At 45.6% G+C, this 12,202-nt stretch carries 11 protein-coding genes; 6 read left to right on the forward strand and 5 right to left on the reverse strand.

Annotated features, from left to right (window positions below; all coding sequences use genetic code 11):
• Positions 1-4 precede the first annotated feature (4 nt).
• The 3 genes from MHZ97_RS15785 to MHZ97_RS15795 all read right to left on the reverse strand — a co-directional run bounded on the left by MHZ97_RS15785 (position 5) and on the right by MHZ97_RS15795 (position 2,055).
• Positions 5-586, reverse strand: coding sequence for a TetR/AcrR family transcriptional regulator (locus MHZ97_RS15785; protein ID WP_000210409.1), 582 nt, complete (start codon positions 584-586; stop codon positions 5-7).
• Between the two features lie 141 nt (positions 587-727).
• On the reverse strand, positions 728-1,285 hold the full coding sequence (locus MHZ97_RS15790; RefSeq protein ID WP_000108589.1) for an OsmC family protein: 558 nt from the start codon (positions 1,283-1,285) through the stop codon (positions 728-730).
• Positions 1,286-1,470: 185 nt separating this feature from the next.
• Positions 1,471-2,055 carry a recombinase family protein gene (locus MHZ97_RS15795; RefSeq protein ID WP_012695450.1) on the reverse strand — a complete coding sequence of 195 codons (585 nt, stop codon included), beginning with the start codon at positions 2,053-2,055 and terminating at the stop codon, positions 1,471-1,473.
• A gap of 159 nt (positions 2,056-2,214) precedes the next feature.
• Between MHZ97_RS15795 and MHZ97_RS15800 the strand changes: the two genes are divergently transcribed.
• The 3 genes from MHZ97_RS15800 to MHZ97_RS15810 all read left to right on the forward strand — a co-directional run bounded on the left by MHZ97_RS15800 (position 2,215) and on the right by MHZ97_RS15810 (position 6,814).
• Positions 2,215-5,199 carry a Tn3 family transposase gene (locus MHZ97_RS15800; protein WP_021242989.1) on the forward strand — a complete coding sequence of 995 codons (2,985 nt, stop codon included), beginning with the start codon at positions 2,215-2,217 and terminating at the stop codon, positions 5,197-5,199.
• Between the two features lie 78 nt (positions 5,200-5,277).
• Positions 5,278-6,282 carry an IS110-like element IS4321 family transposase gene (locus tag MHZ97_RS15805; protein WP_022542389.1) on the forward strand — a complete coding sequence of 335 codons (1,005 nt, stop codon included), beginning with the start codon at positions 5,278-5,280 and terminating at the stop codon, positions 6,280-6,282.
• Positions 6,283-6,526: 244 nt separating this feature from the next.
• The gene (locus MHZ97_RS15810) at positions 6,527-6,814 is read left to right on the forward strand and encodes a hypothetical protein (RefSeq protein ID WP_239314983.1); all 288 of its coding nucleotides are present in this window, start codon (positions 6,527-6,529) and stop codon (positions 6,812-6,814) included.
• A gap of 106 nt (positions 6,815-6,920) precedes the next feature.
• On the opposite strand, the gene MHZ97_RS15815 is transcribed toward MHZ97_RS15810, so the two are convergent.
• Positions 6,921-7,097, reverse strand: a complete 177-nt coding sequence (locus MHZ97_RS15815; protein WP_158253405.1) for a hypothetical protein — start codon at positions 7,095-7,097, stop codon at positions 6,921-6,923.
• Between the two features lie 385 nt (positions 7,098-7,482).
• Here MHZ97_RS15815 and MHZ97_RS15820 point away from each other — a divergent pair, with 385 nt between their 5' ends.
• From MHZ97_RS15820 to MHZ97_RS15830, 3 genes are all read left to right on the forward strand, one after another.
• Positions 7,483-8,685: a DUF262 domain-containing protein gene (locus MHZ97_RS15820; protein WP_103797209.1), complete on the forward strand. Its 1,203-nt coding sequence runs from the start codon at positions 7,483-7,485 to the stop codon at positions 8,683-8,685.
• Positions 8,678-9,775 carry a DUF3696 domain-containing protein gene (locus MHZ97_RS15825; RefSeq protein WP_239314984.1) on the forward strand — a complete coding sequence of 366 codons (1,098 nt, stop codon included), beginning with the start codon at positions 8,678-8,680 and terminating at the stop codon, positions 9,773-9,775. Before MHZ97_RS15820 ends, MHZ97_RS15825 begins: the two co-directional genes overlap by 8 nt.
• Before the next feature lie 166 nt (positions 9,776-9,941).
• Positions 9,942-10,790, forward strand: coding sequence for a hypothetical protein (locus MHZ97_RS15830; RefSeq protein ID WP_239314985.1), 849 nt, complete (start codon positions 9,942-9,944; stop codon positions 10,788-10,790).
• A 979-nt stretch (positions 10,791-11,769) separates the two neighbouring features.
• Here MHZ97_RS15830 and MHZ97_RS15835 read toward each other — a convergent pair.
• The gene (locus tag MHZ97_RS15835) at positions 11,770-11,934 is read right to left on the reverse strand and encodes a hypothetical protein (RefSeq protein ID WP_239314986.1); all 165 of its coding nucleotides are present in this window, start codon (positions 11,932-11,934) and stop codon (positions 11,770-11,772) included.
• Positions 11,935-12,202 lie beyond the last annotated feature (268 nt).

Genomic DNA, 12,202 nt, shown 5'->3' on the forward strand with positions numbered 1-12,202 from the left:
AGTGTCATTCTCCTGAATGAGGGGTATTAAGAAGCAGTTTTATATACTTAAGGCTGTTGGCGAAGACTTCGGGTCTGGCCGTTGCATGCGCCACTACGCTTGAGCCTTCACAGACATTAATGATCATCAAAGCAATATCTGATGGTTCGGCATGGGATGAAAACTCACCTGACTCCATGCCCGCCCTGACGACTTTTGTGAGCCACTCGATTTGCATATCGAAATAAAGTGATGTCTGTACAGTAATTGCCTGAGGCAGATTGGCGGTCTCTGCTGACAACGCACAACACAGTGGCAGTAGCGAAGCTTTATGGCTTTGCGCGAAGATATCGATGTAAGCCGCAATTCTCCTCTCCGCGCTTTTCTCAGTCGCCTCTATCTGCTCAAATACGCGTTGTGTATCAGAGAACGCCTGTATTACCACCTGCTCACCCAGAATATCTTTGGTCGGGAAATGGTGATGAATACTGGCCTTGGTGATACCCACTATTTTTGATAAATCAGCATAGCTGAATGCTGAATACCCTTTTTCGCGCATCAGGTGTTCTGCTTCGCTGAGCAGCCGTTCCCGTGTCATGGTTGTCATAATTACTCCATATAATCTACTAGTTGATAGATTATATTGTTGCTATTTTTCCGTAGCAAGTTGTATCACTGACTCAGTATCGTGCAGAGCTGAACGTCACTGCCATCCTGCATTCTGAATGGCAGCATTACATCTCTGACATCACGCCAGGCGTGTAATCATTTCAACCGGATTAGCCAGAGTATCGTGGATTGGCGAATTCTTTTGCATTTCGCTGACCAGCGCTTCTAACTCCTCGCGACTGGCGGTCTTGCTCGTAAGGTGAACATCGACGCGAATAGATTTCGCACCTTTACGCACGTTGCTGTCCAGCCCAAGGAAGCCGTTGAGGTTGATATCGAAATTAAGATCCAGCTCGATACCGTCCAGGTCGATCCCTTTTTCAGCAGCCATCATGGTAAGGGTGGCGGTATAACAGCCAGCCAGCGCCTGCATGATGTATTCAGTCGGGCTCATGCCGGTATCGGTGCCGAGTAAACCTGCGGGTTCATCACCGATATTAGAAAATTTCCCCACACGGCTGGTATCGATAACGCCGTTCTGGATTGTGGCGCCGGTCTCTGTGCGAACGGTTAATCCGCCGCTGGAACGGGCTTTCATCTGGAAAGTCAGGTTACCCAGGCCAGGCTGGCTGCGAACTGCTTCACGGGTATTGTGGATCGCAGCTGCGTCTGCAGAAGGTTTAACGGTAGTAGACATAATGGCTCCTGTAATTTCTTGATAAAAGGTATAGCTGGTGTAATCAGTACAAACCATCTAGTTGGTAGATTAATATCGCGAACCTCTTTTGTCTACTCTTTTATAAAAAATAGGGGGGAAAGAACCCAGCAGGCTGTTTTATTTCATAATAACCATTTGATTTTTTTTATAATCTTCCCAGCCGCTCACTCTTGCAGCAATCCAGCCTTTACCCGAAGGATAGTCTGGCGGGTGGTATTAAATTCCCGGGCAATAGCACTGATACTGATGCCAGCATTTAGGCGCTCTGTCACTGTTTGCTTTTGTTCCTCGCTCAGGATGGGGGGGCGACCGAAGCGTTTTCCAGCCGCTTTTGCCCTCGCAATACCTGAATACGTTCGCTCAAGCAGCAAATCCCGCTCAAACTCCGCTACAGCAGAAATTACCTGCATAGTCATTTTTCCGGCCGGACTGGTCAAGTCAACGCCTCCGAGTGCGAGACAATGAACGCGAATATCTAAAGCCGCCAGTTGCTCTACTGTTTTTCGGATATCCATCGCATTACGACCCAGACGGTCAAGTTTGGTGACAATCAGTACATCCCCATTTTCCATGCGATCTAGCAACCGGATAAATCCGGGGCGTTCGCTGGCAGCAACCGAGCCACTGATATGCTCCTCAATAAGTCGTTGGGATCTGATGGCAAAACCCGCCGCTTCAATTTCACGACGCTGGTTTTCTGTGGTCTGTTCCAGAGTTGAGACCCTGCAGTAGGCAAAAACACGTGACATGGGAAACTTTCCGTACGAAATGGGTGTCCGAATTATAACGTGTGTCCGAAATTAATTTCACTAAGTTTCGGACATGTGCTGTAAGTGGTGTACGAAACCGACCGGTTTCGGTCACAGCGAACAAATAACAGATGAAAACTATACGCGAGGGAGGCATTTATGCCACGGCGACAGATACTGAGCAGCGAAGAGCAGGAACGCTTACTGGTTATACCAGATGATGAAATTATTCTGACCCGAATGTGTTTTCTGAACGAACCGGATATTGCGCTCATTAATAAGCACCGAAGGCCAGCGAATCGCCTGGGCTTTGCTGTATTACTCTGTTATCTGCGTGGACCTGGATTTATTCCGGACAAAAGCAGTGCTCCTCACAATGGCGTTGTATCCAGGGTTGCTTCCCGACTGAAACTTCAGCCTGATTTATGGCCGGAATATGCATCCAGAGAGCAAACCCGCTGGGAACATCTGACCGAACTTTATCGCTACCTGGAACTATCCCCGTTCAGCCGGTCAATGCAAAAAGACTGTATCCGTCATCTGCACCCCTATGCCATGCGAACTGACAAAGGATTTATGCTGGCGGAAGAAATGCTCAGCTGGCTACATAACAATAATGTTATTTTCCCTTCTGTTGAAGTGATCGAACGGACGCTTGCCGAAGTCGTCACGCTCGCTAACAGATCGGTATTTTCGACACTTACCGCGCAACTGGAAAAGCAGCATAAATCAGCACTCGACAGCCTGCTCATATCAGAGGGTGAACAACCTTCCCGTCTGGCATGGCTGCTACAGCCTCCGGGTAAAATAAACGGTAAAAATGTGCTGCAACATATCGACCGGCTTAATTCCATCGCTGCGCTGGGGTTGCCTGATGGTATTGCACTTTCCGTTCACCAGAACAGGTTGCTTAAACTGGCGCGTGAGGGCCGGAAAATGAGCAGCAGGGACCTGGCAAAATTCACCGATGTCAGACGTTACGCTACGCTGGTTTGTATAATAACAGAGGCCAGGGCCACCCTGACTGACGAAGTGATTGATCTGCACGAGCGTATCCTGGGTAGTCTGTTCAGCAGGGCAAAACGCACGCAGGCCGAACGGCTCCAGCAAACGGGAAAGCTTATTCAGAGCAAGCTGAAGCAGTACGTTACCGTCGGGCAGGCGTTACTTAACGCCAGAGAATCCGGGGAAGATCCCTGGACTGCAATAGAAGATGTCCTTCCCTGGCAGGAATTCATCAACAGCGTGGAAGAAACGCGGTTTCTTTCCCGTAAGGGCAATTTCGACGCGCTTCATCTGATCACCGAAAAATACAGTACGTTGCGTAAATATGCCCCGCGTATGCTGTCAGCATTGCAGTTCATGGCGACACCTGCGGCGCAGGCGCTCAGCGATGCGCTGGACACCATAACGGAAATGTACCGTAAACAACTTCGTAAAGTGCCGCCATCAGCGCCAACAGGGTTTATCCCTGAAAGCTGGCGAAAACTGGTGCTCACGCCTTCAGGCATCGACCGCAAGTACTACGAGTTTTGCGTACTGAATGAACTCAAGGGTGCATTACGTTCCGGTGATATCTGGGTAAAAGGATCGCGCCGCTACAAAAATTTTGATGATTATCTCATCCCGACTGCTGAGTTTGAGAAATCCCGACATAATGACCAGTTACAGTTGGCCGTTCAGACCGATAGCCAGGCATACCTTCAGGCCCGTATGACTCTTCTTGCATCTCGGCTGGAAGAAGTTAACGCGATGGCGCTTGCCGGTGATTTGCCCGATGTAGATATCTCAGATAAAGGCGTAAAAATCACTCCACTGGAGAACAGCGTTCCTTCAGGTGTTTCGCCCTTTGCAGATTTGGTTTATGGCATGCTTCCCCATCCGAAAATTACGGAGATACTGGAAGAAGTTGATAGCTGGACGGGATTTACGCGTCACTTCGCGCACCTCAAAAATAATAACGTCAGACCAAAAGACGGAAGACTGTTGCTGACCACCATTCTGGCTGACGGCATCAACCTTGGGCTGACAAAAATGGCGGAATCCTGCCCTGGGGCCACAAGATCGTCACTCGAAGGTATTCAGGCATGGTACATCAGGGATGAAACTTATTCAGCGGCACTGGCCGAGCTGGTCAACGCACAGAAAGAGCGGCCTCTGGCCGCATTCTGGGGCGACGGGACAACATCGTCGTCAGACGGGCAGAACTTTCGGGTAGGCAGTCACGGACGTTATGCCGGTCAGGTCAATCTTAAATATGGTCAGGAGCCGGGCGTGCAGATTTATACGCATATCTCAGACCAATACAGCCCGTTCTACGCCAAAGTGATCAGCCGGGTGCGCGACTCAACCCACGTGCTTGATGGCCTGCTGTACCATGAAAGCGATCTGGAAATTACCGAGCATTACACCGATACCGCAGGCTTCACTGAACATGTTTTCGCCCTGATGCACCTGCTGGGATTCGCTTTTGCGCCAAGGATCCGTGATCTTCATGACAAGCGGCTGTTTATTCATGGAAAGGCCGAGCGCTATCCGGGGCTTCAGTCTGTCATATCAACAACCTGCCTGAATATCAAAGACATTGAGTCGCACTGGGATGAGGTATTGCGCCTGGCAACCTCGATTAAGCAGGGGACAGTCACCGCATCACTGATGATGAAAAAGTTAGCCAGTTACCCAAAACAGAATGGACTTGCCAAAGCGCTGAGAGAGATTGGCCGCATCGAACGGACACTATTTATGCTGGACTGGTTCCGTGATCCCGGTCTGCGCCGACGCGTGCAGGCGGGGCTGAATAAGGGTGAGGCCCGTAATGCCCTTGCGCGAGCGGTCTTTTTGCACCGTCTGGGTGAAATAAGGGATCGTGGGCTGGAGAATCAGAGTTATCGCGCCAGCGGGCTGACATTACTGACAGCAGCGATCACGTTGTGGAACACGGTATATATAGAAAGAGCTATTGAGTCACTAAAACGAAAGGGTATCCCGATAAATGAGCAACTGGTCTCTCATCTTTCTCCCCTGGGCTGGGAACATATCAATCTGAGTGGAGATTACGTCTGGCGTAATAATCTTAAGCTGGGATCCGGAAAATACCGCTCATTACGTACAGTCGATACCGCTTTGTACAAAAAACAGTCTTAGCGTGGGATAATTAATGAGATGGTCACTCCCTCCTTCCCGGTATTATGCTGAGGACAGGCTTTCATTCGGAGAACTATCATGGAAAACATTGCGCTCATTGGTATCGATCTGGGTAAAAACTCTTTCCATATTCATTGCCAGGATCGTCGCGGGAAGGCTGTTTACCGTAAAAAATTTACCCGGCCAAAGTTGATCGAATTTTTGGCGACATGCCCCGCTACAACCATCGCAATGGAAGCCTGTGGCGGTTCTCACTTTATGGCACGCAAGTTGGAAGAGTTGGGGCATTCCCCAAAGCTGATATCACCACAATTTGTCCGCCCGTTCGTTAAAAGCAATAAAAACGACTTTGTCGACGCCGAAGCTATTTGTGAAGCTGCATCGCGTCCGTCTATGCGTTTTGTGCAGCCCAGAACGGAATCTCAGCAGGCAATGCGGGCTCTGCATCGTGTCCGTGAATCCCTGGTTCAGGATAAGGTAAAAACAACCAATCAAATGCATGCTTTTCTGCTGGAATTTGGCATTAGCGTTCCCCGAGGAGCTGCCGTTATTAGCCGACTGAGTACCCTTCTTGAGGACAATAGTTTGCCTCTTTACCTCAGCCAGTTATTGCTGAAATTACAACAGCATTATCACTATCTTGTTGAGCAGATTAAAGATTTGGAATCCCAGTTGAAACGAAAGTTGGACGAAGATGAGGTTGGACAGCGCTTGCTGAGCATTCCCTGCGTCGGAACACTGACAGCGAGTACTATTTCAACTGAGATTGGCGACGGGAAGCAGTACGCCAGCAGCCGTGACTTTGCGGCGGCAACAGGGCTTGTACCTCGGCAGTACAGCACGGGAGGTAGGACGACATTGCTGGGAATTAGTAAGCGAGGTAATAAAAAGATCCGAACTTTGTTGGTTCAATGTGCCAGGGTATTCATACAAAAACTGGAACACCAGTCTGGCAAATTGGCCGATTGGGTCAGGGATTTACTGTGCCGGAAAAGCAACTTTGTCGTCACTTGTGCTCTGGCAAACAAGCTGGCCAGAATAGCCTGGGCCCTAACGGCACGACAGCAAACTTATGTAGCATAACGGCAGAAATACACCGGTTTAAAGAATTACTGATCTGGTTTTGCGAATACTGATATTGATGATACTAACGGCCCACCGGCCTGTTGAGGAACCTGTAAAACGGAAAGGCTCATTGAAGCCGTATATTTTCTGGAGGTTCATCAGGCGCGGAACTCATCAAGGCGCGGGAATAAAATCCCATTCAGACGCCGGATAGATTCAAGCAAGCCAACTTGTCGTCAAAATCGGTGTTGCAAAAACGGGAGTGACCATAGATTCCGTTTTCCAAGCGGACCCCTATACCGCCGTCGAGCCGTGCTGCATGTGCGCCGGCACAATCTACTGGGCGAATATCGGCCGGGTGGTGTATGGCATGAGCGAAGCGCGCCTGCTGGCGTGCACCGGCAACCATCATGAAAATCCCACCATGAGTCTGCCAGCCTCGTCGGTATTTGCGCACGGGCAGAAAGATATTGTGCTGATCGGGCCGGTTCAGGAGGTTGAAGAGGAAACGCTGTCGTTGCAGCAGGCATTCTGGCAGGCGAGAGGGTAAATGAAAACATCGTGAAGGCATTGCAGCTTATACGAACAGCTTTAAATATTTCAGTGACGTTCTCAACGACAATGATGGTCAGAATAGCAGTAATATTTCGTCACGGCTACGGGTGAGTAGACAGCAAAAGCAGCTCGGTATTGATGGTGGTTAGTGCCCTGCCGTTGGCCTGTAGCATTTCCAGCAGGCCGCGAATATAGTGACTGCGCAGGCTGTCCCTGGCGCAGCTGTGCTGAGAGGTAAAGCCGGGCATGCCCGCAATGATGTTCAGAAATGACTTCATCGTCTGCAAGCTGGCGCAGACGACAGACCAATCAGGTAGGACTGTGCCGGGTTCAGTGAGGAGCTGCTGTTAATAGCAACCAGAGCGAACACGTCTAGAGTTTCTGTAGAGTAAAGCGACAATTTGCACGGAATGACGCTGCTGTTGACAGAGTCAGTCATGCTGGCCCTGAGTCTGATGGGGTGAGCCGCCTGGCTACAGGCTGAAATCTGACCGGACTATCTCCTGCCTGATTGGTTCTGGTAAAACTACTTATTCAAACATACATTTTAGTAAGTAGAAAAGAAAATTTTAGATGTTTTAGAACAAAATCATACACGGGTTTTCCAGAGCAACTTTTTAAAGATATAATGTAAAATACAAGCTTAGTTATGTGAGATAAAAAATGATTGCTGATGAACAATTTGACGAAGCGAACGCTAATGTTGTAGTACCCATAGACAAAGAACTGAAAGTCGAAATGGAGAAACTTGATGATTCTCCATCTGCACATCCTTGGGATCCTGAAAAAATAAGAATTACAACAAAGCATTTTTCTCTACGTGAAGTAGTGGACCAAATAAACGATAAGGATATTGATCTCTCACCCGACTTCCAACGTGATTACGTCTGGAGCACTCAACAAAAGATTAGATTGATTGAATCAGTATTATTAGGTATTCCTTTGCCAGCTTTCTATTTCAATCAGGAATCTGACGGATCATTTCAGATAGTCGATGGAGTGCAAAGATTAAGTACTATATCTTCTTTCATGAATAATTTATATTCATTGCAATCCCAACATTTAGAGTATCTTAAGCATTTAGATGGAATTAATTTTGAAAATCTTCCTTCTCTAGAATTGAGGCGTTTCAGGGCTACTCAAATTGTAGTTCATGTAATAGAACCATCAACACCCAATGGTATTAAATACGATATATTTAGCAGGGTAAATACTTTAGGTAGCCCGCTCAAGCCGCAAGAAATAAGACATGCTATGAGCACCTCACGTGCAAGAGAATATTTGAAATTACTTTCAGAGAATGAATTTTTTGATAATGCTACCGGCTGGAATTTTTGGAGTTCAGTTGATGGTATAAAAGTACGCGATAGCGGACGTATGACTAATCAGGAGCTGGTCTTACGGTATTGCGCATTCAAAATGACTTCTATTGATGAGTATAAAAATTATGCAAGCTTAGACCGTTTTTTGATTGATTTCACACGTCGGCTTGATGGAAAAAAATCTGAGGAGTCAGATCTAGCCCCTATTAGTGACGATGAGTTAGGTTTACTTTATCAAAACTTCATATCGTCAATGAAAAGTGCATATGATATTCTTGGCGATAACGCATTTCGAAGAATAGAGGAAGGTAAAAAACGAGGACCTATAAATAGAGCTATTTTTGAATCTCAAAGTATCGCTTTGTCTTTATTTTCTTATAACAAACTTCTAGATAAGAAAGAGGAAGTAAAACAATCCTTACTTGAGCTATTCAAAGATGAAAACTATCTGAAGTCTGTAACTGTGAGCACCGGATCACCTAGCGCGGTAATAGCAAGATTAACCAAACCAATAAATGAGTTAAAGAGTATACTTAATGATTAAAACAGTGAAGATTGAAGGTTTCAAGCGATTCATTTGTGAAACCTTTCCACTAAAAAATCTAACAATTTTAGCTGGATTAAATGGTGCAGGTAAATCATCATTTATTCAAGCAATTTTGTTATCTCATGAAGCTTCTAAAGGTCACAATACAGTACCATTAGACACCGCTTATGGCGTTGATCTTGGGACAGTACAAGATATAATGAACTGGCGTAACGGAAAGGAAGAGATTGATATCTCCCTTGAATTTAATAATGGAGTGCATGGTGAGTTCAAATTTACATCTTCAAATTTATTTTCTTTATATTTGGATGTGAAGTATTTTTACTCTGGAGAGCATTTTATTACAGGAAATAGATCATTTATATATTTGTCAGCGGAACGATTTGGCCCAAAAACAGAATATAAATTCACGTCAAAGCATCATCAAGAACTAGAGCTTGGAATTAGAGGGGAATATTGTGCACAGCTTATAGATAGCATTGGTTTAATGCCTATTAATTATGCCTCCAGAACTCATCCTGACACCCCAGAAAATGAAGCTGTTTTTTTGAATTACCAATTGGAAAAATGGCTTTCTGAAATTTTTAGACCTATTAAAGTACGCTCAGAAAAATATGGCTCTAATACATCTTCCTCACTACAATTCAAAGTTGAAAATGGGGAGTGGGTTAAAGCTTCAAATATGGGGTTTGGGGTAACATATGTTTTACCAATAATTCTTGCAGGTTTAGTGATTAAAGAGAATGGTCTGCTTATAATTGAAAATCCAGAGGCTCATTTGCATCCTGCTGGCCAATCAAAAATTGGAGAGTATATTGGTTGGTTATCTGCGAAAGGGGTTCAGGTTTTAGTGGAGACTCACTCAGATCATGTCCTTAATGGTATAAGAAAATCTATAGCAGCTAAAAATAACATTTCACATAAAGATGCAAATGTTTTATTTTTTGATAATAACGCAAAAGAACCATCAATTACTGAGTTACATTTTACTGAATATGGCGGTTTATCTGGATGGCCAAACTCTTTCTTCGATCAATACCAAATAGATACAGCTACTCTCGGTAAATTTAGACGGAGCAGAATATAAAATGTCATTCGTTATTGATTCATCTGACTGGGATTTTATAAATCTCTCATGTCCGGAAATTGCTAATATTTTATAAAACTTCCTAGATAGACTATATATCGCTAAGGAACGTGGAGAAGATTTCTTTTTCGGAAATGAATTTCAGAGCAAAAAAGTATGTAGGGGAATGGATCTTTGGACATTCCTTTGTTCTCCAGAATCAGCTGAAATCGACAAGGGAATCAAAGATGAATTAGCGTCATATATAAATCGTGGATGTTTTTATGAGGATGTGGAAAATTTATGGCCCCCTACCTTTCTAAAAAGTGATGTCAGTGATAGTTCTGGTACAATTGTCGGACTTGATTATGCTTATGCTTATGCTTATCATAACTTGATTAACAATACCCCTTTCGCCTGTATATCACTCAGGGATAAATCAAAGCTTCCGGTTTCGTCAACATATGGGCAATTAGAAATTTACTTTGTTAATTCTGAAAAAAGCAATTTAACATTCTGGAGAGAGTGTGCATTATCGACAGTAAGGGATACCAAGGAAAACTTACATATTCTTTCAAGCCATCTGTATCCTGATTTATATTTCTTCAAAGGTGTCTGGGACGGAATAGACTCGTTTGAGGGCGGCTATTCTTCTGTTTATCAAAAACTGAAAAAATATTTAGAAATATTCAACGATTATGGTAATTGGATTTATTCCGCTCCACCTCCTGCGATACATATTAGCGATACAATTAATTCAACAATAGGTCAGAAGCCAACCAATGAACTAATTGAAGAACGATTCCAAGCCTTAGGATTATGTGTAGCGCCTGAAAAACCAGATGTTAGAAAAAATGAAAAATGTCGAAAAGAAAGAGAGATTGTTATTAACAAAACCACGCATTATTGTGAATGGCATGGTAAGTTTGAGCCACATCAAAACAGAATTCATGTACATGGCCCAACATCACATTCTGCAGGGAAATTTATTATTGCTATTTTTTGTAAGCATCTATCATTGCCCAAGCATAAATAAATGTACCGAGCCGGCTGGCCGCGGGACGTGTAGTAAGACGCCGGTCAATCACGTCCTGAAGGATCCCGAGTCGGTTCACATCGTTCATCGAAAAAAACTCCATTCCGTGTCTCATCCTTTGAAAGCAATGATCGCTGGAGTGAGGCTATAGCACGGACATGTATATGGTCAGATGCGGACATCACAATTTAGCTACCATATTATCAGTTCGCATACCGCAGTTTCTGTTAAATAAGCGCAAGGCTGACACCCTGCAATCAACTGTATTCTCACCCGCCCGTACCGCTCTGATATCTGACTGTATCTTTCACCAACCCTTTGGCCGGTTGCGAAAGTTCTTCAGTCTAGGAAGCTACCATACAGAGCGCATATTCTTTGCAGGAGATTATGTGTCGGCTTCTCCTCTGCAGCTAAAAGCCTGGCGGCCTTGCGGGCCGGGGAAAGCCGGTGCTGACGCACCGGTCGACCGCTTCGCCTTCGCTTTCTCTCTCATGGACGCTGTCTCCCTGCCTTCTTTCTGCTTCCTGTTGGGCTGCAGCTGCTTCTTGATTTCCCTTTCTTTAAAGGTTGAAAGGTTGAAAGCATGAACAGCACGATGGCCCCCTCCGGCTTCCCGCCGCTGCCCGTTCGTCAGCTCTGGTGCACTAACCGGCAGAGCCGGTTAGCGTGGCGTTCGGAGCCTGCCAGCTGAGGTCTGATGACAACGGCAAGGTCACCCCCTGCAGCGGGCTGGTCACGAAAAGTTGTGGCCACCGGGGACCGGAGCGGCGATAAGCCGCGCCGTTTAACTGGCACAACAGCCTTTTTATTTAATCTTCGAATAGAAATATGTAAAACGGCTGTCGGCAGCTTCCATACTGCCTGATGATTTTGTGTTTATGTTTCCCGTCTGTTGCTGCGGATTTATTTCAACGCAAGGAATTACCCTGGCCTCACAGAGGCATTACAGACGTCAGTAAAAAACCGCCCGGAGGCGGTCTTAGATATCTTTCGCTGGATTCGGGAAATCGACATCTTCATGGAAAGGATTTTTGTCCTCTGTTTCGTCTTGTTCTTCTTCCTCATCGTCTTCATCACGATAAGCCGGGCTTTCAGCATCATCAGGCACCGGTTCTACATAATCAGGATCGGGACGTTCAGACATAGTGACCTCAGGTTTTCTGCCGGGGGGCTTTAACTGTATATGCACAAACTAAAGAAATGGCGGCTGTTTAACCGGTATGTGAGCTAAGCGTAAATAAATTTATTTTTTAGCCGCCTGTGCTTGTGGCAAAGAAAATGAGTACCAAAATGTGAAGACAGTACAAAAACAAAATAGACTCTACCACCAAATTTCGGCCCTAGGAGGGCCGTTTTTTTCAGGGGTATGATAAAAATTTATCGTCCTGCCTTCAGCAACAAATGACTGATTA

The organism is Pantoea sp. ACRSC (genome assembly GCF_022346785.1).
Classification (GTDB): Bacteria; Pseudomonadota; Gammaproteobacteria; order Enterobacterales; family Enterobacteriaceae; genus Pantoea; species Pantoea alvi.